This window comes from Crossiella sp. CA-258035 (genome assembly GCF_030064675.1).
In the GTDB taxonomy this organism is placed as follows: Bacteria; Actinomycetota; Actinomycetes; order Mycobacteriales; family Pseudonocardiaceae; genus Crossiella.
Genome location: NZ_CP116413.1, coordinates 6,730,907 through 6,753,688 on the forward strand (window position 1 = coordinate 6,730,907; position 22,782 = coordinate 6,753,688).

The 22,782-nt window shown below is 71.6% G+C and carries 21 protein-coding genes; 9 read left to right on the plus strand and 12 right to left on the minus strand.

What is annotated here, in order from left to right; all coding sequences use genetic code 11:
- From coaE to rpsA, 3 genes are all read right to left on the minus strand, one after another.
- Positions 1 to 1,197, minus strand: a complete 1,197-nt coding sequence (gene coaE / locus N8J89_RS30240) for a dephospho-CoA kinase (RefSeq protein WP_283660400.1) — start codon at positions 1,195 to 1,197, stop codon at positions 1 to 3.
- Positions 1,198 to 1,216: 19 nt separating this feature from the next.
- Positions 1,217 to 1,837, minus strand: a complete 621-nt coding sequence (locus N8J89_RS30245; protein WP_283660401.1) for a hypothetical protein — start codon at positions 1,835 to 1,837, stop codon at positions 1,217 to 1,219.
- Positions 1,838 to 2,344: 507 nt separating this feature from the next.
- Entirely contained in the window at positions 2,345 to 3,832 is a 1,488-nt protein-coding gene (rpsA, locus tag N8J89_RS30250; RefSeq protein ID WP_283660402.1) for a 30S ribosomal protein S1, read from the minus strand.
- A 218-nt stretch (positions 3,833 to 4,050) separates the two neighbouring features.
- Between rpsA and N8J89_RS30255 the strand changes: the two genes are divergently transcribed.
- The 7 genes from N8J89_RS30255 to N8J89_RS30285 all read left to right on the plus strand — a co-directional run bounded on the left by N8J89_RS30255 (position 4,051) and on the right by N8J89_RS30285 (position 12,117).
- A complete protein-coding gene (locus N8J89_RS30255; RefSeq protein ID WP_283660403.1) occupies positions 4,051 to 4,899 on the plus strand; it encodes a class I SAM-dependent methyltransferase in 849 nt (282 codons plus the stop codon).
- Positions 4,896 to 5,825, plus strand: a complete 930-nt coding sequence (locus tag N8J89_RS30260; protein WP_283660404.1) for a GNAT family N-acetyltransferase — start codon at positions 4,896 to 4,898, stop codon at positions 5,823 to 5,825. The genes N8J89_RS30255 and N8J89_RS30260 overlap by 4 nt, the downstream gene beginning before the upstream one ends.
- Before the next feature lie 105 nt (positions 5,826 to 5,930).
- A complete protein-coding gene (locus N8J89_RS30265) occupies positions 5,931 to 6,611 on the plus strand; it encodes an ATP-binding cassette domain-containing protein (RefSeq protein ID WP_283660405.1) in 681 nt (226 codons plus the stop codon).
- Positions 6,608 to 8,572 (plus strand): YhgE/Pip domain-containing protein, encoded by a 1,965-nt coding sequence (locus tag N8J89_RS30270; protein WP_283660406.1) that lies wholly within the window; start codon positions 6,608 to 6,610, stop codon positions 8,570 to 8,572. The genes N8J89_RS30265 and N8J89_RS30270 overlap by 4 nt, the downstream gene beginning before the upstream one ends.
- On the plus strand, positions 8,569 to 9,168 hold the full coding sequence (locus N8J89_RS30275; protein WP_283660407.1) for a TetR/AcrR family transcriptional regulator: 600 nt from the start codon (positions 8,569 to 8,571) through the stop codon (positions 9,166 to 9,168). The genes N8J89_RS30270 and N8J89_RS30275 overlap by 4 nt, the downstream gene beginning before the upstream one ends.
- A 97-nt stretch (positions 9,169 to 9,265) precedes the next feature.
- The gene (locus tag N8J89_RS30280; RefSeq protein ID WP_283660408.1) at positions 9,266 to 10,912 is read left to right on the plus strand and encodes a serine/threonine-protein kinase; all 1,647 of its coding nucleotides are present in this window, start codon (positions 9,266 to 9,268) and stop codon (positions 10,910 to 10,912) included.
- An 89-nt stretch (positions 10,913 to 11,001) separates the two neighbouring features.
- Positions 11,002 to 12,117, plus strand: a complete 1,116-nt coding sequence (locus tag N8J89_RS30285; RefSeq protein WP_283660409.1) for a hypothetical protein — start codon at positions 11,002 to 11,004, stop codon at positions 12,115 to 12,117.
- Here N8J89_RS30285 and N8J89_RS30290 read toward each other — a convergent pair.
- The 4 genes from N8J89_RS30290 to N8J89_RS30305 all read right to left on the minus strand — a co-directional run bounded on the left by N8J89_RS30290 (position 12,114) and on the right by N8J89_RS30305 (position 15,090).
- Complete coding sequence (locus N8J89_RS30290; RefSeq protein WP_283660410.1) at positions 12,114 to 12,716, minus strand: hypothetical protein; 603 nt, start codon at positions 12,714 to 12,716, stop codon at positions 12,114 to 12,116. The genes N8J89_RS30285 and N8J89_RS30290 overlap by 4 nt on opposite strands.
- A 6-nt stretch (positions 12,717 to 12,722) precedes the next feature.
- A complete protein-coding gene (locus N8J89_RS30295) occupies positions 12,723 to 13,565 on the minus strand; it encodes a carbohydrate ABC transporter permease (RefSeq protein ID WP_283660411.1) in 843 nt (280 codons plus the stop codon).
- Entirely contained in the window at positions 13,562 to 14,455 is an 894-nt protein-coding gene (locus N8J89_RS30300; protein ID WP_283660412.1) for a carbohydrate ABC transporter permease, read from the minus strand. The genes N8J89_RS30295 and N8J89_RS30300 overlap by 4 nt, the downstream gene beginning before the upstream one ends.
- A gap of 86 nt (positions 14,456 to 14,541) precedes the next feature.
- Positions 14,542 to 15,090, minus strand: coding sequence for a P-loop NTPase family protein (locus N8J89_RS30305; RefSeq protein ID WP_283660413.1), 549 nt, complete (start codon positions 15,088 to 15,090; stop codon positions 14,542 to 14,544).
- A 60-nt stretch (positions 15,091 to 15,150) separates the two neighbouring features.
- Here N8J89_RS30305 and N8J89_RS30310 point away from each other — a divergent pair, with 60 nt between their 5' ends.
- Positions 15,151 to 15,435: a hypothetical protein gene (locus N8J89_RS30310; RefSeq protein WP_283660414.1), complete on the plus strand. Its 285-nt coding sequence runs from the start codon at positions 15,151 to 15,153 to the stop codon at positions 15,433 to 15,435.
- A 22-nt stretch (positions 15,436 to 15,457) separates the two neighbouring features.
- Here the strand turns inward: N8J89_RS30310 and polA are convergent, their stop codons facing one another.
- Entirely contained in the window at positions 15,458 to 18,100 is a 2,643-nt protein-coding gene (polA, locus tag N8J89_RS30315) for a DNA polymerase I (protein WP_502868506.1), read from the minus strand.
- Positions 18,101 to 18,288: 188 nt separating this feature from the next.
- On the opposite strand from polA, the gene N8J89_RS30320 reads away from it, so the two are divergent.
- Complete coding sequence (locus N8J89_RS30320; protein ID WP_252485357.1) at positions 18,289 to 18,654, plus strand: PaaI family thioesterase; 366 nt, start codon at positions 18,289 to 18,291, stop codon at positions 18,652 to 18,654.
- A gap of 300 nt (positions 18,655 to 18,954) precedes the next feature.
- On the opposite strand, the gene N8J89_RS30325 is transcribed toward N8J89_RS30320, so the two are convergent.
- The 4 genes from N8J89_RS30325 to N8J89_RS30340 form a co-directional block, all read right to left on the minus strand.
- Positions 18,955 to 19,668, minus strand: coding sequence for an ABC transporter ATP-binding protein (locus N8J89_RS30325; protein WP_252485342.1), 714 nt, complete (start codon positions 19,666 to 19,668; stop codon positions 18,955 to 18,957).
- Positions 19,655 to 20,512, minus strand: coding sequence for an ABC transporter ATP-binding protein (locus tag N8J89_RS30330; RefSeq protein WP_252485356.1), 858 nt, complete (start codon positions 20,510 to 20,512; stop codon positions 19,655 to 19,657). Before N8J89_RS30330 ends, N8J89_RS30325 begins: the two co-directional genes overlap by 14 nt.
- Positions 20,513 to 20,574: 62 nt before the next feature.
- Positions 20,575 to 21,717 (minus strand): branched-chain amino acid ABC transporter permease, encoded by a 1,143-nt coding sequence (locus tag N8J89_RS30335; protein WP_283660416.1) that lies wholly within the window; start codon positions 21,715 to 21,717, stop codon positions 20,575 to 20,577.
- Positions 21,714 to 22,724, minus strand: coding sequence for a branched-chain amino acid ABC transporter permease (locus tag N8J89_RS30340; protein WP_283660417.1), 1,011 nt, complete (start codon positions 22,722 to 22,724; stop codon positions 21,714 to 21,716). The genes N8J89_RS30335 and N8J89_RS30340 overlap by 4 nt, the downstream gene beginning before the upstream one ends.
- Between the last annotated feature and the right edge of the window lie 58 nt (positions 22,725 to 22,782).

The window sequence follows — 22,782 nt, forward strand, 5'->3', positions numbered from 1 at the left end:
TCAGACCGGCGACCAGCCGCTGTCCTCGGCCCAGAGGTTCGCCCGCTCGAACGCCTGGTCGAACCACGGCTCCTTGCTGAGCGCGTACTCCTTCGCTGTGGGCTCACCGGCGAGGCGTTCGGCCAGCTCCCGCTTCATCTGCTCGTAGGCGACCCGCTCGGCGGGCACGGCGCGCAGCCAGTCCCGGAACAGCAGGGCGAACCGCTGGTTCGGCATGCCCGCGACCCGGAGGTGCAGGTTGGCCGCGAGTCCGGGGTCGGATGAGGAGTGCAGGCGCTTCTGCCAGCGGGTCACATCCGGGTCGGTGGGCTTGGGGTTGTCCCGGTCGGCCCAGGGCACCGGCGCGAACCCGGCTTCGGTCAGCGGAACGGCCAGCTCGTCGGCGGTCTCGATGGCGGCGACGGTGAGCTGCAGGTCGATCACGTCCTTGGCGGCCAGGCCGGGCACCGAGGTCGACCCGATGTGGTCCACCCGCAGCGCCCGCTCCCCCGCGACCGCGCGGATCCGGTTGATCAGGCGTTCGGCCCGCCGCGGCCAGTCGGGCTGGTAGTCCACGATGTGGGCGCTGCCGCGCTCGGCCCTGCGGTGCAGCCGGACGTTGGCCTCGAACGGGACCAGCCGGTCCGTCCACAGCGCGTCGATCACCGGCATGAGCAGGTCGGGCGAGCCGCTGTTGTCCAGCCACACGTCGGCCACGGCCAGCCGCTGCTCGTCGGTGGCCTGGGCCGCGATCCGGGCCCGCGCGTCCTGCTCCGGCACGCCGCGGGAGGTGACCAGGCGGCGGACGCGCTCCTCGACCGGGGCGTGCACCACGATGGTCAGGTGGAAGCCGGGGGCCAGGCCGTTCTCCACCAGCAGCGGCACGTCGTAGACCACGATCGCGTCGGCGGGGGCGGCCTCGATCAGCTCGGCGGTGCGGGCGCCGACCCTGGGGTGCACGATGGCGTTGAGCCGCAGCCGGGCCGCCTCGTCCTGGAAGACGATCCCGCCCAGCGCGGCGCGGTCGAGCGACCCGTCCCCGGCCAGCACCCGGTCGCCGAACTCCGCGATGATCTCGGCCAGCCCGTCGGTGCCGGGCTCGACCACCTCGCGCGCGATCCGGTCGGCGTCGATGACCACCGCCCCGTGCTCGGCGAGCCGCCCGGCCACCGTCGACTTGCCAGCACCCATGCCACCCGTCAACCCAATGCGCAACACGGAAAGGCAGTCTGCCAGGTCAGCGCGGCGCGGCCGCCGCGACCTTGGCCGCGAGCCCGGCGAGCGCCGGACCGGCCCGGTCGTCGGGCACCACGCCGCTGGGCAAGGTCAACGCGATGGTGCTGCGCCCGACCGCGTAGACCAGCGTCCGCTGCTTCTCCGCCACCACCAGCACCGCCTTGTCCGACCCCACCTGCACGTCGTTGACCGCAGCCCCCTTGCCCCGCTCGGTCTCCACGGTGGCCCGCACCCGCTTCAACGCCGCCGCCTCGTCGGCATAGGTCGCCAGCCCCAGCTCAACCAGCGCCGAACCCGCCTGCCCCGCCGGCGCATCCCTCGGCGGCACGTAGTAGCACCCGAGCCGCCCGGTCCGCCCGATCTTGGGCTCGGGCACACCGACCACGGACCGGACCCCGGTGCCGCCGTTGGTCTTGCCGAGGGCGGTCTCGACGTCGGCGGCGGTGAGCACGTCGGCGCAGTCCTTGGCCAGCGGCTTCGGTGGCGCGGCACTGCTGGGACTGGTGCTGGTGGCCGGCGCGGGCACGGGCGGGGCCGGGTTGTCCTTGGGCGTTTCGCCGCTGGAACAGGCGGTCAGCGCGGCGAACACAGCGGCGACAGCGAGGACGAGCACCCTGGTCATGGGATCAACGTAGTGCCGGGGGCGGGTGTCGCGCGGCAGCGAATCGGGGGAATGGCGCGCCGGGGCCGGGGCCGGGGCCGGGGCCGGGGCCGGGGCCGGGGCCGGGGCCGGGGCCGGGGCGAGGTTAGCGCTGGGGCGAGCTGGCGGGGCGGGCGATGCCGCAGGTGGGGCGGGGAATTGCAGGGGCGGGGTGAGTCTGGCGGGGATGGAGTCGGCGGGGCTGAGGTCCCGCCGAGCTGGGGCGACACGGGCGGGGCTGAGCCGGGGCGAGGCAGGGGCAGGGGCCGAAGCGGGGCGGGGCGAGACGAAGCGAGACGGGGCGAAGCGAGGGGCGTGCTGGGGACTGGGGACTGGGGACTGGGGAAGTGTGGTGGCGGGGGTTTGGGCGGGGTGGGGCGGCGGGGGTTTGGGTGGGGGGCGAGGGTGGGGTGGATATGGCTCGGCCCCGCACCCTGTGGGGGTGCGGGGCCGAGGGGTTAGCTTGCTAGCTCGCTAGCGGCCTGGGGATCAGGCGCCGCCGGAGAGCTTTTCGCGGAGGGCGGCCAGCTGCTCGTCGCTGGCCAGGGTGCCGCTGCTGTCGCTGCCGGAGCTGTAGTTGCCGCCGCCGGTGCTGGCGGGGGCGCCGCCCTCGCCGGTGGTGCCAGCGGCCGCGGCCTCGGCGTCGGCCTCGGAGGCCTTGACAACCTGCTTGATGTGGGCGTCGTAGCGGGCACGCGCCTCGGCGTACTGCTTCTCCCACTCCTCGCGCTGCTTGTCGAAGCCCTCGAGCCAGTCCTGGGTCTCCGGGTCGAAGCCTTCGGGGTAGATGTAGTTGCCCTCGGCGTCGTACTCGGCGGCCATGCCGTACTGGGTCGGGTCGAACTCGGAGTCCGCGGTGAAGCCCTCGTTCGCCTGCTTCAGGGACAGCGAGATCCGGCGGCGGTCCAGGTCGATGTCGATGACCTTGACCATGACGTCGTCGCCGACCTGGACGACCTGCTCCGGGATCTCCACGTGGCGCTCGGCCAGCTCGGAGATGTGGACCAGGCCCTCGATGCCCTCGTCCACCCGGACGAACGCGCCGAACGGAACCAGCTTGGTGACCTTGCCCGGCACGATCTGGCCGATCGCGTGGGTCCGGGCGAACTGGCGCCACGGGTCTTCCTGGGTGGCCTTCAGCGACAGGGAGACGCGCTCGCGCTCCATGTCGACGTCGAGCACCTCGACGGTGACCTCCTGGCCGACCTCAACCACCTCGGAGGGGTGGTCGATGTGCTTCCAGGACAGCTCGGAGACGTGCACGAGGCCGTCCACACCGCCAAGGTCGACGAAGGCGCCGAAGTTGACGATGGAGGACACGACGCCCTTGCGGACCTGGCCCTTCTGCAGCTGGTTGAGGAACTCGCTGCGGACCTCGGACTGGGTCTGCTCGAGCCACGCGCGGCGGGACAGGACCACGTTGTTGCGGTTCTTGTCCAGCTCGATGATCTTGGCTTCGAGCTCGCGGCCGACGTACGGCTGGAGGTCGCGCACGCGGCGCATCTCGACCAGGGAGGCGGGCAGGAAGCCGCGCAGCCCGATGTCGAGGATGAGCCCACCCTTGACCACCTCGATGACGGTGCCCTTGACCGGCTCGTCCTTCTCCTTGAGCGCCTCGATGGTGCCCCAGGCGCGCTCGTACTGAGCACGCTTCTTGGAGAGGATCAGACGGCCTTCCTTGTCCTCCTTCTGGAGAACGAGGGCCTCGACGTGATCACCGACAGTGACAACCTCGGCGGGGTCGACGTCGTGTTTGATCGACAACTCGCGCGAGGGGATGACGCCCTCGGTCTTGTAGCCGATATCGAGAAGCACCTCGTCACGGTCGACCTTGACGATGGTGCCTTCGACGATGTCGCCATCGTTGAAGTACTTGATGGTCAAATCGATGGCGGCGAGGAAGTCCTCCGCCGTCCCGATGTCGTTGATGGCGACCTGCGCGGCCGCGGCGGGAACGGTGGTGGTGTCGGTGGACATTAGGTGGGTTGCTCCGGTACGGATTGGGTGTCGATACGGACTGAAGTTGTGGGTGAAGCTCGCGCCCGGCGGCGCGGCTCCAGCCAACGCAGCCGACGGGGAGATCCACAACAGTGCCGGTTCCGGGCAGAGCGCACCTATAGCGCGTTCAGTATCGTACGCACCCTCTCGATCGCCGGGCAAACCCGGTGGGGTGTCTTTAGCCAGAAGGAGCAGCCGTGGCCGCGCCAGCGGAGGACCGCCACGCCACCGCCGAGCGGGTTCTCGGCACATCGAAGGTGGTCAAACGCCGGGTGGACGCCGAGGAGTCGCGGCTGGCCAGCCGGGTCTGGTGGGACGCCGACGCCGACGACTACCAGGCAGAACACGCGGAGTTCCTGGGCGAGGCGGAGTTCGTCTGGTGCCCGGAGGGGCTGCTGGAGCGCGACCTCGGCCTGCTGGGCGAGCTGGCCGGGCGGCGAATCCTGGAGATGGGCTGCGGGATGGCGGCCTGCGCGCGCTGGCTGGCCACCCAGGGCGCGCACGCGGTCGGCCTGGACGTCTCGGCCGGGATGCTGCGGCACGCCCGGCAGGCCGGCCTGGACGTCGGGGTGCGGGTGCCGCTGGTGCAGGCCAGCGGGGACCAGCTGCCCTTCGCCGACGGGGCCTTCGACACCGTGTGCAGCGCGTTCGGCGCGGTCCCGTTCGTGGCCGATCTCGGCTTGCTGCTCTCCGAGGTCCATCGCGTGCTCAAGCCGGGCGGGCGGTGGGTCTTCGCCGTGACTCACCCGATGCGGTGGATTTTCCCGGACGATCCGGGCGAGGCCGGGCTGGTCGCCATGCAGTCCTACTTCGACCGCACCCCGTACCTGGAGGTCGACGAGGACGGCACGCCGACCTACGTCGAGCACCACCGGACCATGGGCGACTACCTGCGCGAGCTGAACCGGGCCGGGCTGCTGCTGGACGAACTGCTGGAACCGGAGTGGCCGGAGGGTCACACCCGCGAGTGGGGCCAGTGGAGCCCGCTGCGCGGTGAGCTCTTCCCCGGCACCGCGATCTTCCGCTGCCACAAGGCCGGTCCATGACGCTGGTCGGTGACCTGCTGGCCGCGCAGACCGCGCACTTCGCCGGTCTGGACCCGCTGCTGCCGCCGGCGGCGGGGCCGGTGCGCGGGGACGCGGTCAGCGCGGCGCTGCCCGACGGCGGCCGGGTGGCCGGGATGGTGGAGCTCACCGAGTACCCGCCCGGCTCGGCGAACCGGCTGTGGTCGGCGGCCAGGGTGTGGGAGCTGGTGCCGGTGCTGGGCGCCAGCGGCCGGGCGGGCATGGACGCGCTGCTGCGGGCCTGGCAGCACCGGATGGCCGGGCAGGCCGACTTCGACCCGGACTCCGCCTGCGTGCTGAACTGGCCCAGCCGGGACGTGGCCGCCACCCGCGCGCTGCTGGACCACGGCCTGGTCCCGCTGTCCGTGCTGGCGGTGCGCGAGCGGCGCGAGTCCGCCGCCCCCTCCCCCGGCCCGCTGACCGTGCGCAGGGCCCGGCAGGCCGACCTGGGCGCGGCGGTGGAGCTGTCCATGCTGGAGCTGGCGTACTCGGCGCTGGTCGGCTCGGCGGTGGTCCGGCCGGACGCGGCGGCGCTGAAGCGGGAGGCGCTGGCCAACCGGCTGCGCGCGGGCGACCCGGTGTGGCTGGCCGAGCACGACGGGGTGCCGGTGGGGCTGGCCGAGTGCGGCTGGACCGACTCCGGTCCCAGGACCGCGGCGGCGGCCCGGCTGCCGCGCGGGCGCTGGGGGTATGTGAACTGCGTGTCGGTGCTGCCGGGGGCGCGCGGGTCCGGAGTGGGGCAGCTGCTGATGGCGGCCGCGCACGCGGAGTTCGCCGCGGCCGGGGTGGCCGGCAGCTACCTGTACTTCAACCCGCCCAACCCGCTGTCCTCGGTGTTCTGGTCGCGGCAGGGCTACCGGCCGCTGTGGACGATGTGGGAGATCCGGCCCGCGGGGGCGCTTCGTTAGCTCCGCGCGGTCTGTCCGAGTTGCGCGCGCCGACGCTTGCGGGGACAATTTGAACTGACCGGTCAGTTCAAAGAGTTGGTAAAGAGCCCGCGAGGAGAGCACCCGGTGGAGATCCTGGCCAGGGAAGTCGGCGTGAACGGCGCGCACGGCCCGTTGCTGCGGCCGACCACGCTGCGGGTGCACGCGGGACAGGTCGCCCTGGTCGCCGGGGAGCCCGGCACCGGGCACACCCCGCTGGCGCTGATGCTGGCCGGGCGGATGGCGCCCTCGGCAGGCGAGGTCACCGTGGACGGGCGGCGCGACGACGCGGCGCTGCGCAAGCGGGTCGCCGTGGTGGACGCCCCCGGGGTGACCGAGCCGGAGGACGCGCTGCCGCTGCGCACCGTGGTCGGCGAGGAGCTCTCCTTCGCGGGCCAGCCTGCCGGGCGGGCCGCGGTGCGGGACTGGCTGCGGCGGCACGACGCCGAGCAGCACGCGACCACCCGCTTCGACCGGATCCCGCCGACCGTGCGCACCCGGCTGCTGACCGAGCTGGCCGCCGAGCGGCCCGAGGTCCGGCTGCTGGTGCTGGACTGCCCGGACCGGCACTGCGACGACCCGCACACCTGGTGGACCGTCGCCAGGGCGCACGCCACCCGCGACCGGGCGGTGGTGGTGCTGTGCACCGAGACCTCGGCGCGGTTGCTGGACCTGCCCGCGGCCCGGCTGGGCCGCCAGCTCCAGCCGCCCCCCTTCACGGTCAGCAACACGGCCACCGCGAGCAACACTGAGGACGAGACCCGATGACTGCCTTCCGCCTGGCCAAGGGCGAGTTCCAACGGATCACCGCGGGCAAGCTGCCCAAGCTCGCCGTGGTCGCGCTGGCCCTGGTGCCGCTGCTCTACGGCGCGCTGTACCTGTACGCGAACTGGGATCCCTACGGCAAGCTCAAGGACGTGCCCGCCGCGCTGGTGGTGGCCGACACCGGCAGCGGGGACCTGCGCGCCGGGGAGAAGGTCGCGGACAAGCTGGCCAACTCCGAGGCCTTCGACTGGCACCGGGTGGACGCCCAGGAGGCCGAGACCGGGGTGCGGGACGGCAAGTACACCTTCTCGCTGACCCTGCCCGCCGACTTCTCCGCCGCGCTGGCCTCGCCGGGCAAGTTCGAGCCGAGGCAGGGCACGCTGATCCTGACCACCAACGACGCCAACAACTACATCGTGCGCACCATCGCGGACAAGGTGGTCAGCGAGGTGCGGCGGGCGGTCGCGGCGGACGCGGGCACCGAGGCCGCGGACCGACTGCTGATGGGCTTCTCCACGTTGCGGGACAAGACCTTGGAGGCCGCCGACGGGGCAGGGAAGCTGGCCGACGGTTCGAAGAAGGTCTCCGACGGGGTGGGCACCGCCCGGGAGAAGATCAACGAGCTGCACACCGGCCTGGACAAGCTGGCCGTCGGCGCGGACACCCTGGCGGCCAAGAACGGTGAGCTGGCCGCGGGCATGGCCACCATGAAGGAGAAGACCGCGCCGCTGCCCGGCAAGACCAAGCAGCTGGCCGACGGCGCGGCCAAGGTCGCTGACGGCAACGCGCAGCTGGCGCAGAAGGCGGGCACGGTCGCCGAGGGCTCGCAGCACCTGGTGGACTTCCTCACCGGCAAGAAGGAGGACCTGGCCAAGCGGCTGCGCGAGCTGGGCCTGGCCGAGGAGCAGGTGCAGCGGGTGCTGGCCGCGGTCACCGAGGCCGGGAAACCGGTGCGGGAGACCAACGACAAGATCCAGGGCGCGGCCGGCCAGGTCAAGCAGCTCGCCGACGGGGCCAAGCAGGTCGCCGACGGCGCGAAGACCCTGGCCGCCAGCAGCGCCGAGCTGACCGGCAAGATCGGCGAGGCCGCGGACGGGGCGAAGAAGCTGGCCGACGGCGCGAAGACGTTGCGGGACGGCGTGCGCAAGGCCGACGACGGCTCCGGCAAGCTCTACTCGGGCACCGCGGAGCTGCAGGACGGCGCGAAGAAGGTCAGCGACGGCAACGGCGAGCTGCACGGCAAGCTGGCCGAGGGCGCCGAACAGATCCCGAACCCGGACGACGAGACCCGCAAGGCCACCGCGCGCACCATCGGCGACCCGGTCGCGGTCCGCGCGGTCGGGGAGAACCAGGCGCCCAACTACGGTTCCGGCCTGGCCCCGTTCTTCCTCGGCCTCGCGCTGTGGATCGGCGCGTTCGTGCTGTTCCTGTTGCTGCGCCCGCTGTCCCGGCGCGCGCTGGCCTCCGGCGCCAACCCGGTCAGGGTGGCCCTGGGCGGCTGGCTGCCCGCCGCGGTGCTCGGCGCGGTGCAGACCGCGATGCTCTTCGGCGTGGTGACACTGGCGCTGGGCATCAGCCCGGCCCGGCCGTGGGGCGCGCTGGGCTTCATGCTGCTGACCTCGCTGGCCTTCACCGCGGTGCTGCACGGGTTGAACGCGCTGCTGGGCCCGGCTGGCAAGTTCGTCGGCCTGGTGCTGCTGGTGTTGCAGCTGACCACCGCGGGCGGCACCTTCCCCTGGCAGACCGTGCCCGACCCGCTCAAGCCGCTGCACCTGATCCTGCCGCTGTCCTACGTGGTCGACGGCAACCGGCACCTGCTCTACGGCGGTGGACTGGGCCCGGTGTGGGAGGACGTCACGGTGCTCTCGATGTACCTGGTGCTGGGGCTGGCGCTGTCCTGCCTGGCCGCCTACAAACAACGGGTGTGGACGCCGACGAAGCTCAAGCCGGAGCTGGTGCTGTGAACACCGCGGCGAAGGCGGTGCGGAAGACCACCAGCAAGCAGAAGCTGTTCGACGCCGCGCTGCGCCTGATCGGCGAGCGCGGCGCGGCCGGGGTCACCGTGGACGAGATCGCGGCCAGCGCCGGGGTGGCCAAGGGCACCGTCTACTACAACTTCGGCAGCAAGGACGGCCTGGTCGAGGCGCTGCTGCGGCACGGGGTGGACCTGCTGGCCGGGCAGCTGCGCCGGGCCGAGGAGGTGCCGGACACCGAGTCCTCGGTGGAGACCCTGGTGGACGGGGCGCTGCTGTTCTTCGGCGAGTACCCGGAGTTCGCGCAGCTGCTGGTGAGCGAGATGTGGCGGACGCCGGGGCAGTTCCACGGCACGCTGTCGTTACTGCGCGATGACATCGTGGCCATCGTCAAGCGGGTGCTGCAACGGCACGCGGACGCCGGGCGGCTGTGCGGGGTGGAGGTGGGCACCGCCTCGGCGGCGCTGTTCGGCACGCTGCTGGTGGTGGCGCTGGACTGGCAGACCTTCCAGCGGCAGCGGACCCGCGAGGAGGTCCGCGAGTCGGTGATGCTGTTGGTCAGGGGCATGGGGCGGGGCAAGCGCTGAGCTGTGCCGGAATCGGTACTCCTACCGATATCTTTCCCGCCGCCGCGCCGGGCAGAGTGGGTGGCTCACTGCGGAGCCGGATGCCTGGTGGGGGTTCATGGCACAGGAGGAAGCGCGGACCGGGCGGCTGGTCGGCGGGCGCTACCGGCTGGCCGAACGGCTGGCGGCCGGTGGGTTCGGGCGGGTGTGGCGGGCCTACGACGAGACGCTGCGGGTGCCGGTGGCGGTCAAGGAGGTGTGGCTGCCGCCCGCGCTGTCCCAGGAGCAGCACGCCGAGCGGCTGACCCGCGCGGAGCGGGAGGCGCGCAACGCCGCCGCGCTGCGGGAGCACCCGAACATCGTGCCGGTGCACGACATCGTGATCGAGGACGACAAGCCGTGGCTGGTGATGCGGCTGGTGGCCGGGCGGTCGCTGGGTGAGCGGATCAAGGAGCGGCGCAGGCTGCCCGTGGCCGAGGTCCGGGAGGTCGCGACGGCGCTGCTGGCGGCGCTGGAGGCGGTGCACGCGGCGCGGATCACGCACCGGGATGTCAAGCCCGCCAACGTGATGCTGGCCGAGGGCGGCGAGGTGCTGCTCACCGACTTCGGCATCGCGGTGCACGAGGCCGACCCGCAGGTCACCGAGTCCGGGATGATCATCGGCACCCTGGAGTACCTGTCGCCGGAGCGGGCTGCCGGACAGGCCGGTGCCGCGCCGAGCGACCTGTTCTCGCTGGGGGTGACGCTCTACCGGGCGGTGGAGGGCGTCTCGCCGTTCCGGCGGGAGCCGCCGCGCTCGACCCTGGACGCGATCCGGTTCGAGGAGCCGCCGCCGATGCGGCACGCGGGTGAGCTGGCGCCGCTGATCACCCGGCTGCTGACCAAGGATCCGGTGCAGCGGCCCAGCGCGACCGAGGCGCGGCAGCTGCTCGACCCGGCCTCGACCACGCTGACCGATGACATCCCGCCGCCGCCAGTGGTGGAACCGCCCGCGCGGTCCGGCCGGGTGGTGGCGGCGGTGCTGGGCACCATCGCGGTGCTGGTGCTGGCGTACTCCCAGCACCAGCCGTTCGCCAACTTCGTCAACGGCGGCCTCGGCCTGAGCACGAGCACCACCACGGCGCGCACGACCGAGGCCACCACCGGGCGCACCACCACCGGGCGCACCACCCCGGCCACCACCGCGCAGCGCGTCACCGCCGCCCCCACCAGCACCGCCGCCCCGGCCAGCACCGCCGTCGACCCGAAGAGCCTGGACCGGCAGGACACCGACCGCACCCCGCTGACCACCGACGCGCTGCTGCCGAAGTCCTTCCGGGACAGCAAGAACGTGGAGTACACCCTGCGCAGCGGCGGCCAGCAGAGCTGTCTGGGCAACTCCGAGCGGGCGCCGGTGCGGGACGCGCTGCGCCGGGCCAGGTGCACCACCATGCTCGCCGCGACCTACGTGGACCACTCCGACCAGGTCCTGGTCTCGGTGGTGGTGCTCCCGCTGCCCGACGCGACCACCGCGACCACCGCCTTCGGTGAGCTCGGCGGCACGAAGACCGCGGACTGGGGCATCTGGTGCCCCCGGCAGGGCGCGGGTTCGACGGTGTGCCAGGGCGACTACCACCGGGCGACGCAGTACGGCTACCTGATGCGGCGGCACCGGTACGTGACGCACGCGCGCGCCCTCTACGTCAACCTGAGCCGGGGCACGGTCGAGCTGCCCTGGGTGACGGCGGCGGCGTACCGGGCGGCGGAGGTGGCGGGGCCGCGCTAGTCACCCCGACGGCGGACGCCCCCGTGCCGGGCTGAGCGCCGGTAGCCTTGGCCGATCGGGGACGCCGGGGGACGAGGGGGTGGTCGCCGGTGACCGAGCTGTCCGCGCGGCGGCGGGCGCTGCTGACCGGGGCGACGATCACGGCGGTGCTGGTGGCCACGGTGGTCGTGCTGCGCGAGGACACCGAGCCGGCGCCTCCGTCGCCGAGCACCACGGTGGCCGAGGAGCCCGCGGTGCCGCGGCTGCGCTCGGTGGACGTGGTCGCCGGGCGGCACTTCTTCGGTGTACTCGGGCACTGCCGGGAGCGGACCGAACTCCGCTGCGCGCACACGCTGATGGAGTCCGAGGAGGGCGGGATCACCTTCACCGACCTGCCGGAGGAGCTGCGCGGCGAGCGTTCGCGGCTGTGGGTCGAGGTGACGGCGCTGGGGCAGCAGCGGCTGGTCGTGCGGGGCAACAACGGTCCGCACTGGTTCAGCGCGGACCGGGGGCGCAGCTGGCGCAAGGTGACCGAGGACGCCGCACCGGTGGACTCGATCCCGGCGGGCGCCCAGCTGGAGCGGCACTGCCCACCGGGGACGACCTGCCAGCCGGAGATCACGGTGCTGCTGCCGGAGTCCGGGCGGCGGGCCGAGCTGCGCACCCTGCCGCCGCTGACTGAGGCGCGCCCGCTGCCGTTCCCGGACCGCAAGGGCCGCTGGCGGGTGGTCGGCAAGCGGGACGGGCGGCCGGTGGTGGCCACCAGCGCCGATCAGGGCCGCGGCTGGCAGCTGGCCGAGCTGCCGCCGGGCGGCGACGGCACGCTGGTGCAGGTCTCGGTGGCCGAGTCCGGCGAGGTCACCTTCATCCAGCTGATGACCCAGGGCGGGCAGGCGGAGTCGGCCACGGCCAGCCGTTCGACCCTGTACCGCCAGCGCGGCGAGCGCTGGGAGCTCCTCTGGCAGGACGGCAGGCGGGAGGAGCACCCGCGCTCGATGACCAGCCTGCTGCCCCGGCCCGGCGGGCAGCTGGTCGCGCTCGACCTCGAGGGCCGGAGCTGGGTGCTCGAGGACGGCGCGCGGTCCTTCCGGCAGGCGGTCCGCGAGGAGAAGCTGCCTGCCAACTCCCGGGTCCAGCGGATCCGCACCGGCTACCTGCTGGTGGAGGGCACCGCGTTCCGGCACACCGTGGACGGGGTGGGCTGGACGCCGCTGCACAGCGGCTAGGGCTCCTCGCGCAGGCTGACCGCGGTGGCCGCGACCGCGAGCGGTCCGGCGACCACCAGCAGCAGTGGTGGCAGCGCCCACACCAGCGCCCCGGCCGCGGCGAGGGCTAAGGCCACCAGCAGGAAGCCGCCGGGGTCGAGCACCGCCTTGTCGTAGGCCACGCGGGCGGCGGCCAGCCAGCCGCGGCCGGTGGCGCCGACGATGGCCGCGGCCAGCAGGAGCAGCGCGAAGGCGCACAGGGTGACCAGGCGGACCAGCCAGTGCAGCACCCAGCCGCCGGGCAGCTCCAGGTCGGCCAGCAGCATCAGGTTCAGGGTGAGCAGCGCGGTCACCGCGAGGAAGCCGGTCCCGGCGAGCAGGTGGCGGCGCAGGCCGTTGCCCAGGGTGGCGCGGAAGACCGGCAGCAGCGCCGGGGCCTCGCCGTGGCGCCAGCGGGCGGTGACCGCGCAGGCGGCGGCGAACCCGGCGGGCAGGGTCAGCACCGGCACCGCGCAGGCCGCGACGAGCAGGCCGAGCAGCACGGTGTCGGACAGCGTGGACAGGCGGTCCCACCACACGGCGGAGCCGCGCAGGTGGCCGGCCGGCGTCCGATCCGCCATCGGCGCTCACCCCTTCAGGCCCGAGGTCGCTACACCTTGAACCAGGAAGCGTTGGAAGGCAAGGAAGAACAGGAGTATCGGCACCAGGGACAGCACTGACATGGCGAACATGGCGCCGTAGGCGGAAGCGGAGGTCTGGTCGACGAAGAGCCGGAGACCGACCGGGATCGTGTAGTTGTCCGCGGAGTTGAGGTAGACCAGCTGGGTGAAGAAGTCGTTCCAGGCCCAGATGAAGCTGAACAGCGCGGTGGTCACCACCGCGGGCCTGGCCAGCGGCAGCACGATGTGCCGGAAGGTGGTGAACGGGCCGCAGCCGTCGATGGTGGCCGCCTCGTCCAGTTCCCTGGGGATGCCGCGCATGAACTGCACCATCAGGAAGACGAAGAAGGCGTCGGTGGCCAGCACCTTCGGCAGCACCAGCGGCACGAAGGTGTCGACCAGCCCGGTGCGCTGGAACAGCACGTACTGCGGGATCAGCGTGACGTGCGCGGGCAGCATGATGGTCAGCAGCGCGAAGGCGAACAGCGGGCCGCGCAGCCGGAACCGCAGGCGGGCGAAGGCGAACCCGGCCAGCGCGCAGGAGACCACGTTGCCCAGCGCGGTGCCGGTGGCCACGAGCAGCGAGTTGCCCAGGAAGGCGCCGAACCCGACGCCGCCCGCCCCCTCCAGCGCCTGCCGGAAGCCCGAGAGATCGATCACCTTGGGCCACAACGTGTTCAGCGCGCCGAGCAGCTCCTCGACCGGGCGGACCGAGGCGGTCAGCAGCCAGGCCAGCGGGTAGAGCACCAGCAGCAGCGCGGCGACCGCGAGCAGGTGGGTGGCCAGGACGCGCAGGCGGCGGGCGGTCATCGGGCCGCCAGGTCGTCGCCGTAGAACACCCAGCGCCGGGCCGAGCGGAACAGCAGCGCGGTGACCAGCGCGATCACCGCGAGCAGCACCCAGGCCATCGCGGCGGCGTAGCCCATCCGGAAGTCGCCGAAGCCGCGTTCGTAGAGGTAGAGGGTGTAGAACAGGGTCGCGTCGGCCGGTCCGCCGCGGCCGGAGCTGATGATGAACGCCGAGGTGAAGGCCTGGAAGGCGTGGATGGCCTCCAGCACCAGGTTGAAGAAGATCACCGGCGAGAGCACCGGGAGGACCACGCTGCGCAGCCGCCGCCACCAGCCGGCGCCGTCCACCGCGGCCGCGTCCAGCAGGTCCGGCGGGAGCTGCTGCAACCCGGCCAGGAAGATCACCATGGGCGCGCCGAACTGCCAGGCCGAGAGCAGCACCACCGCCCACAGCGCCCAGTCCGGGTCGTCCACCCAGCTCGGCGTGCTGATGCCGAGGCCGGACAGCGCCGAGGGCACCGCGCCGCCGCGGTCGAACAGCGAGCGCCAGGCCAGCGCGAGGCCGACGCTGGCGCCCAGCAGCGAGGGCGCGTAGAAGGCCGAGCGGTAGAAGGCCTTTCCCCTGCCGCGCAAGGAGTTCAGCAGCAGCGCCACGGCCAGGGCGAGCAGCAGTTTCAGCGGCACCGACACCAGCACGTACTTCAACGTCACCAGCACCGCGGTGCGGTAGCGGTCGTCCTGGGTGAACAGCTCGACGTAGTTGTCCAGGCCAACCCAGCGCGGGGTCTCGAACAGGTTGTAGTCGGTGAAGGAGAGGTAGAGCGAGGCCGCCATCGGCAGCAGGGTCAGCGTGACCGCGCCGAGCAGCCAGGGCAGCAGGAACACCGCGGCCGGCCACGCGCGCTGCCGCATGCTGCCCCCTCATCCGCCCGCCAGCCCGGAATGAAAGCGTTTACAGAAGCGACGGTAAGCGGCTTCCGCCAGTGGTGTCAACAGCGTCAGCCGGCGATGGCGCGCAGCCAGGCGTCGACCTGGCGCTGGCCGCGCAGCCGCACCACGGGCAGCTCGGTCGGCAGCAGCTCCAGCACCTTGGCCCGCACCTTCGGATAGGTGGACCAGGCCCAGCGCACCACGTGCTCCGGATCGGTGAAGATGGTGCGCAGCGGCGGTTCCTCCTCCCCGTTCCACAGCTTCTCGCCGCGGCGGCGGCGCTGGTAGGTGCGCCAGGCGACCCGTTGGATCACCGTGCGCCGGGGGTGGTCCAGCCAGACCATCAGCTCGGCGCGTTCGGCCAGCAGCGGCCGCACCGAGTCGTACTGCCACTCGCAGACCCACTCATCGCTGGTGGCGAACTCGGTGACCTCGGCAAGGAAGGTGGGCCGGGGAATCCACTGTGGACCGTGGTAGAGCGCGTCCAGCTCCACGGTCGGCAGTCCGAAGATCCGGCCCAGCTCGCCGACCATGGTGGTCTTGCCCGCGCCGGAGGCGCCGGCGACGAGGATGCGCTGGGGTTTCAGGTGAAGTGGCTCGTTCCACTGGAGCAACACGGCGGGCAGCCTACTGCCGTACCCTGCGGTCACACGCCCTGGTACGAGGAGGCCGCTCGAATGCGCCGCTGGTTGGTCGCCCTGCTGTCGGCGCTGGTCGCCTCCGGTGTCGGCGTCACCGTCAACGTCGCCACCGACCTGGGCACGAACGTGTGGGCGTGGGTGGCGCTGGGCGTGCTGACCCTGGCCGCGGCCGGGGTGGCGGTGTGGGCGCAGCGCGGCGAGCCCGAGGGGCGCGGCGGCACGCACAACTCGGTCACCGGCACGGTGCACGGCTCGGTGGTCCAGGCCGACACGGTGACCGGCGGGATCACCCTGGGCCGCCCCGAGGACCAGCAGCGCTGACCCGCGGGGCGACCCTCCGGGGTCAGTGCGCGGCCTCGTCCCAGGAGTGGCCGACGCCGACCGAGACGTCCAGCGGCACGTCCAGCTGGTAGGCGTTGCCCATGTGCTCGCGGACCAGCGCCTCCACCGCCGCCCGCTCGCCGTCGGCGATCTCCAGCACGAGCTCGTCGTGCACCTGCAGCAGCATCCGGGAGCGCAGGTCGGAGGCGGAGATGGCCTGGTGCACGCCCAGCATGGCCACCTTGATGATGTCGGCGGCGCTGCCCTGGATGGGCGCGTTGAGGGCCATCCGCTCGGCCATCTCGCGGCGCTGCCGGTTGTCGCTGTTGAGGTCGGGCAGGTAGCGGCGGCGGCCGAGGATGGTCTCGGTGTAGCCGTCCCGGCGCGCCTTCTCCACGATCTCGTTGAGGTAGTCGCGGACGCCGCCGAAGCGGGCGAAGTAGGCGTCCATCTGGGCGCGGGACTCCTCGGCGGAGATCCGCAGCTGCTGGGCCAGGCCGTAGACCGACAGGCCGTAGGCCAGGCCGTAGGACATGGCCTTGACCCGGCGGCGCTGCTCGCCGGTGACCTCCCCGGTGGGCACGTCGAAGGCCTGGGCGGCGACGTAGGTGTGCAGGTCCTCGCCGGAGTTGAACGCCGCGATTAGGCCCGCGTCCTTGGACAGGTGGGCCATGATGCGCATCTCGATCTGGCTGTAGTCGGCGGTCATCAGCTCGGCGTAGCCGCCGCCGACCACGAAGGCCCGCCGGATGGTGCGGCCCTCCTCGGTGCGGATCGGGATGTTCTGCAGGTTCGGCTCGGTGGAGGACAGCCGTCCGGTGGCCGCGATCATCTGGTTGAACGTGGTGTGGATGCGGCCGTCGTCGGAGACCGACTTGAGCAGCCCGTCCACCGTGGTCTTCAGCCGGGTGGCGTCCCGGTGCTCGAGCAGGTGCGCCATGAACGGGTGCTGGGTGTCCTCGTAGAGCTTCTGCAGCGCCTCGGCGTCGGTGGTGTAGCCGGTCTTGGTGCGCTTGGTCTTGGGCATGTTCAGCTCGTCGAAGAGCACCACCTGCAGCTGCTTGGGCGAGCCGAGGTTGATCTCCTTGCCGATCACCCCGTAGGCGTCCTGGGCGGCCTGCTTGACCCGGCCGGCGAAGTGCGCCTCCAGCTCGGTGAGCAGGTCGTCGTCCACCGCGATGCCGACCATCTCCAGCTCGGCCAGCACGCCCAGCAGCGGCAGCTCCAGCTCGGCGAGCAGCCGGGACCCGCCGGTGCGCTCCAGCTCCTCATCCAGCGCGCCGGCCAGCTCGGCCACCGCGCGGGCCCGCAGGATCTCCTTGGTGGCGGCCTTGGCCGCGGTCTCGCTCTCGTCCTCCAGCAGGGACAGCTGGCCGTCCTCGCCCGCGTCGTCCACCCGGAGCTCGCGCTGCAGGTAGCGCAGCACCAGGTCGCCGAGGTCGAAGGAGCGCTGCCCGGGCCGGACCAGGTAGGCGGCCAGCGCGGTGTCGGAGGTGAGCCCGTTGAGCGTCCAGCCACGGGCGCGCAGGGCGTACAGCGGCCCCTTGACGTCGTGCGCGGCCTTGGGCGCTTCGGCGTCGGCGAGCCAGGCGGTGAGCGCCTCGTCGTCCTCGGGGGTCAGCGCGGTCACGTCTGCGAACGCGCCCTGCCCGTCCACAGTGGACAGCGCGATGCCGGTCAGGTCGCCGGTGCCGCGGCCCCAGGCGCCCACAAAGGACAGTCCGAGCCGCCCGCCGCGCCCGTGCTCGGCCAGCCAGGCGCCGAGCGCACCGGGCGCCAGGGTCTCGCCGGTGACCTCGAAGCCTTCCTCCGCCTCGGGTTCGGCGGTGGACAGGGTGGCGAACAGGCGCTCGCGCAGCACCCGGAACTCCAGCTCGTCGAACAGCCGGTGCACCGCGTCCCGGTCCCAGGACCGCGCGGCCAGGTCGGCCACCCCGACCGGCAGCTCCACATCCCGGACCAGCTCGGTGAGCCGCCGGTTGAGCAGCACCGCGTCCAGGTTCGCCCGCAGGTTCTCCCCCGCCTTGCCCTTGACCTCGTCCACCCGGTCCACCAGGCCGTTGAGCGAACCGAACTCCTGGATCCACTTGGTGACGGTCTTCTCCCCCACGCCGGGGATCTTGGGCAGGTTGTCCGAGGGGTCGCCCCGCAGCGCCGCGAAGTCCGGGTACTGGTTGGGCGAGAGCCCGTACTTGGCCTGCACCGCCTCCGGGGTGTACCTGGTCAGCTCGGAGACGCCCTTGACCGGGTACAACACGGTCGTCTTGGCAGTGACGAGTTGGAGCGCGTCCCGGTCCCCGGTACAGATGAGCACCTCGAACCCGTCCGCCTCCGCCTGGGTGGTCAGCGTGGCGATCAGGTCGTCGGCCTCGTAGTTGTCCTTGCTCAGGAACGGGATGGCCAGCGCGGTGAGCACTTCCTGGATGAGGCTGACCTGCCCGCGGAACTCATCCGGCGTGGCGCTGCGAGTGGCCTTGTACTCGGCGTAGGCCTCGGTCCGGAAGGTGACCCGGGAGACGTCGAAGGCGACCGCGATGTGCGACGGCTGCTCATCCCGCAGGAGGTTGATGAGCATCGAGGTGAACCCGTACACCGCGTTGGTGGTCTGCCCCGTCGCGGTCTGGAAGTTCTCCTTGGGCAGGGCGAAGAAGGCCCGGTAGGCCATCGAGTGCCCATCGATCAGCAACAGTCGGCGCGCGTCAAGGCGGTCGGGTTGGGTCACGGCGGCGAGTCTAAGGTGACGGTACGACGTTCCCCGCGCCCCCCGCGCGCGGACACCCCTGAAAGGTGATGGTGAGCCTGGTGAGCACGGTCGACCTGAGCAACTTCCCCGCCGGACAGCTCACCGAGAAAATGGGCATCCAGATCACCTCCTGGGACGCGGAGAAGCTGGTCGGCACGATGCCGATCGAAGGCAACCGGCAGCCCTACGGCCTGCTGCACGGCGGCGCGAGCGCGGTACTGGCGGAAACCCTGGGCTCAGTGGCGGCGGCACTGCACGCGGCGCCGGAGCGGATCGCGCTGGGCCTGGAACTGGCCTGCACGCATCACCGGGCCGGGCGGGAAGGGATCGTGACCGGGGTGTGCACGCCGCTGCACCGGGGGAAGACGACGGCGACGTTCGAGATCGTCATCAGCGATGAAGACGGGCACCGGCTGTGCACGGCGAAGCTGACCTGCATTCTGCGGGAGCGGCCGCCCGGGGACCCGAAGAACTGACTTCCGGCGGGGGTTGAAAACCCACAAAGTGGGCCTCTCGTCTTCTCCGTACGGCCTGGAGACCGCGCACCGCATCCCAGCGAGCAGACGCTCACAGCAACCGCCACCAAGGCCACTCAACGCAACGGCGGCTGCTCGCTGGGATGCGGTGTGATGTCTCCAGGTTGACGGGCATGGGGAACCTCAAGACTTCGGACAGGTTCTCGAAAAGCCAGCCCGGCCGCGTCAATGACAACGGCTGGCCGCGCCACAACGGGAATCGCGGCCAGCCGTCATCCACAACCGGCGTACTCCGGCGGCCTAAGCCACCCCGAGATAAGCCTCCTTGATCGACGGGTCGGCCAGCAGCTCCGCCCCCGTGCCCTCCTTCACGATCCGCCCGGTCTCCAGCACATAACCCCGGTGCGCCCGGCTCAGCGCCTGCTGCGCGTTCTGCTCCACCAGCAGCACCGTGGTGCCCTGCTGGTTGATCTCCCGGATGATCCGGAAGATCTGCTGGATGAACTGCGGGGCCAGGCCCATCGACGGCTCGTCCAGCAGCAGCAGCCTCGGCCTGGCCATCAGCGCGCGGCCGATGGCGACCATCTGCTGCTCGCCGCCGGACATGGTGCCGCCGACCTGGTTCTTGCGTTCGGCCAGGCGCGGGAACAGCTCGAAGACCCGCTCGTAGTCCTCGGCGATGGCCGCCTTGTCCTTGCGGGTGTAGCAGCCCATGCCCAGGTTCTCCAGCACCGTCATGCCGGGGAAGACGCCCCGGCCCTCCGGCGACTGGCAGATGCCGCGGACGACGCGCAGGTCGGCGCGCAGCTTGGAGATGTCCTGGCCGTCGAAGGTGATCGTGCCGCCGGAGAGCGGGCGGACGCCGCTGATCGCGCGCATGGTGGTGGACTTGCCCGCGCCGTTGGCGCCGATCAGGCTGACGATCTCACCTGGCTCGACGCGCAGGCTGATCCCGGCCAGCGCCTGGATCCGGCCGTAGTGCACGGAGACGTTGTTCAGCTCAAGCAGCGCCATCGTCGGGCACCCCCAAGTAGGCAGCGATCACGGCCGGGTTGTCCCGGATCTCGGCTGGCAGGCCCTCGGCGATCTTCTTGCCGAACTCCAGCACCACGATCCGGTCCGTGACGCCCATGACCAGCTTCATGTCGTGCTCGATGAGCAGCACGGTGTACCCGTCGTCGCGGATCTTGCGGATGAGCCCCATCAGCTCTTCCTTCTCCGCCGGGTTGAACCCCGCCGCCGGCTCATCCAGGCACAGCAGCTTCGGCTCGGTGGCCAGTGCCCTGGCGATCTCCAGCCTGCGCTGGTAGCCGTAGGGCAGGTTCTTCGCCTTCTCCGCGGCGCGGTCGGCGATGCCGACGAACTCCAGCAGCGCCATGGCCTTCTCCACCGCGGACTTCTCCTCGGCGTGGTGCCTCGGCAGCCGGAGCAGGGCGCCGAGCACGCTGGTCTTGTGCCGCGCGTCGGTGCCCACGACCACGTTCTCCAGCGCGGTCATCTCGCCGAAGAGGCGGATGTTCTGGAAGGTGCGGGCGATGCCGAGCCGGGTGATCTGGAAGCGCTTGCGCTTGCCGATCGGCTTGCCCTCCAGCAGCACCTGGCCGCTGGTGGGCCGGTAGACCCCGGTCATCGCGTTGAAGCAGGTGGTCTTGCCCGCGCCGTTGGGGCCGATGAGCCCGAGGATCTCGCCGCGGCGGATCTCGAAGTTCACCCCGTCCAGGGCCACCAGGCCGCCGAAGCGCATGGTGACCTCGTCCAGCTTGAGCAGGGTGTCCCCGACCTCGACCGCGATGTCCCGGTCGGCGGCGACCGCCTCGGCCACCTCGGCCTCGTGCGCGGCCCGCTCCTCCGGAGTCATCCGCTCCAGTTCGGCGACCAGACCGCCCTCGACGACCGGTTCGTCGTCGCGCTTGTCCGCGCTCACCCCTGCACCCCCTTCTTCGAGTCGAGCATCGAGCTCTCCGTGGCGATCTGCTCCGGTTTGCCCAGCAGCTTCTGGTAAGCCTGCCTGCCCCTGGCCAGCAGCCGCTGCCGCGCGCCCAGCAGACCCTGCGGGCGGAACAGCATCAGCACGATCAGCGCGATACCGAAGATCAGGTACTTGTACTCGGCGATCTCCTGGAACCTGTCCGGCAGGTAGGAGATCACGAAGGCGCCCAGGATGACGCCGACCTTGTTGCCCGATCCGCCGAGCACCACCGCGGCCAGGAACAGCACCGAGGTGACCACGTCGAACTTCTGGTTGTTCACGAACCCGATCTGGCCCGCGTACAACACCCCGGACAGGCCGCCGATCGCGGCGCCGATGGCGAAGGCCCACAGCTTGAACTTGAACGTGGGCACGCCCATGATCTCCGCGGCGTCCTCGTCCTCCCTGATCGCGATCCAGGCCCGGCCGACCCGGCTGCGCTCCAGGTTCCCGACCAGCACCAGCACCACGATGATGATCGAGATGGTCAGCCAGTACCACGGGGTGCCGTTGGTGGAGTTGAACACCGAGGCGCCCGCGGCGTTCTCCAGCTCCGGCCTGCCGACGTCCTGGAAGCCGCGGTTGCCGCGCAGCCCCGGCACGTTGTCGGCCAGCAGCCGGACGATCTCGCCGAAGCCGAGGGTGACGATGGCCAGGTAGTCCCCGCGCAGCCGCAGTGTCGGTGTGCCCAGCAGCACGCCGGAGACCATGGTCACCAGCATCGCCACCGGGATCACCGCGATCCACGGGTAGTCCCAGCGCAGCGGGGACTCCGGCGAGGTCAGCAGCGCCGCGACGTAGGCGCCGACGGCGAAGAAGCCGACGTAGCCGAGGTCGAGCAGACCGGCCTGGCCGACCACCACGTTGAGCCCGATCGCGATCAGCGCGAAGCGGGCCGCGTTGAACAGCGCGATCTGGAAGTCGGTGCCCGGCTCGGTGGTCAGCAGCGGCGGGTTGAGCAGCGGCAGCAGGTACAGGAATGCCACCAGCGGGATGAGCACACCCCACTGCTGGAAGCGGCTCAGGCCGTTCCACCAGTCACGCACGCGCTGGCCGAAGGGCACGGCCGCGGTCTTCTCGTGTTGTGCGTTCATACCCGTGCCTTCCCGAGGGACTCGCCGAGGATGCCGGTGGGCCGGAACATCAGGACCACGATCAGCAGCACGAACGCGACCACGTCGCGCCACTGCCCGCCGAAGAGCGACTGTCCGTAGTTCTCCACCACACCCAGCAGCAGGCCGCCGAGCACCGCCCCCCGCAGGTTACCGATCCCGCCGAGGACCGCGGCGGTGAAGGCCTTGAGCCCCAACAGGAATCCACCGGTGTAGATGACACCCGATGGGATCTGCATGACGTAGAACAACGCGGCGGCGCCGGCCAGCAGGCCGCCGATGAGGAAGGTCACCATGATGACCCGCTCCCGGTTGACGCCCATCAGCGTGGCGGTGGTCGGGTCCTGCGCCACCGCGCGGATGCCGCGGCCGAGCCTGCTGCGCCTGATGAAGGCGTCCGCGACGAACATCAGCACCAGCGCGGCGACGAAGACGATGATCTGCACGTTGGTGACCCGCGCGCCGAAGATCTCGAACTGGGTGGTGGGCCGGATGATGCGGATCGCGCCCTCGGCGTTGCCGCCACGCCAGACGAAGAAGATCTGCTGCAGCACGAAGGACGCGCCGATCGCGGTGATCAGGAAGACCAGCGAGGGCGCGTTCCGCTTGCGCAGCGGTCGATAGGCGACGCGTTCCAGGATCACCGCCACCGCGCCGGAGACGAGCATGCCGACCCCGATGGCCAGCGCCAGCGTGCCGATGATCTCCCCCGTGCCCAGCGCGGGCGTCGGTCCCGGCTTGAAGCCGAGCGCGTCGAAGGTGAACCAGATGCCGAAGGCGCCCGCGATGAACACCTCGGAGTGCGCGAAGTTGATGAGCCGCAGCACGCCGTAGACGAGGGTGTAGCCCAGCGCCATGAGCGCGTAGATACTGCCGTAGGACAAGCCGTCCACGGTGTTGGCCCAGAAGTTCTCCAGCAGCAGGTCAACGTTGAAGCCGATTCCGCTTCCCGAGTCCTGCGCGAGAACTGTGCCTAGTTGCTGAATCACAGATCCGCCCGTTTCTTGCGGTGCATACGCCTGGGGCACGGATATACGCAGGCGAATG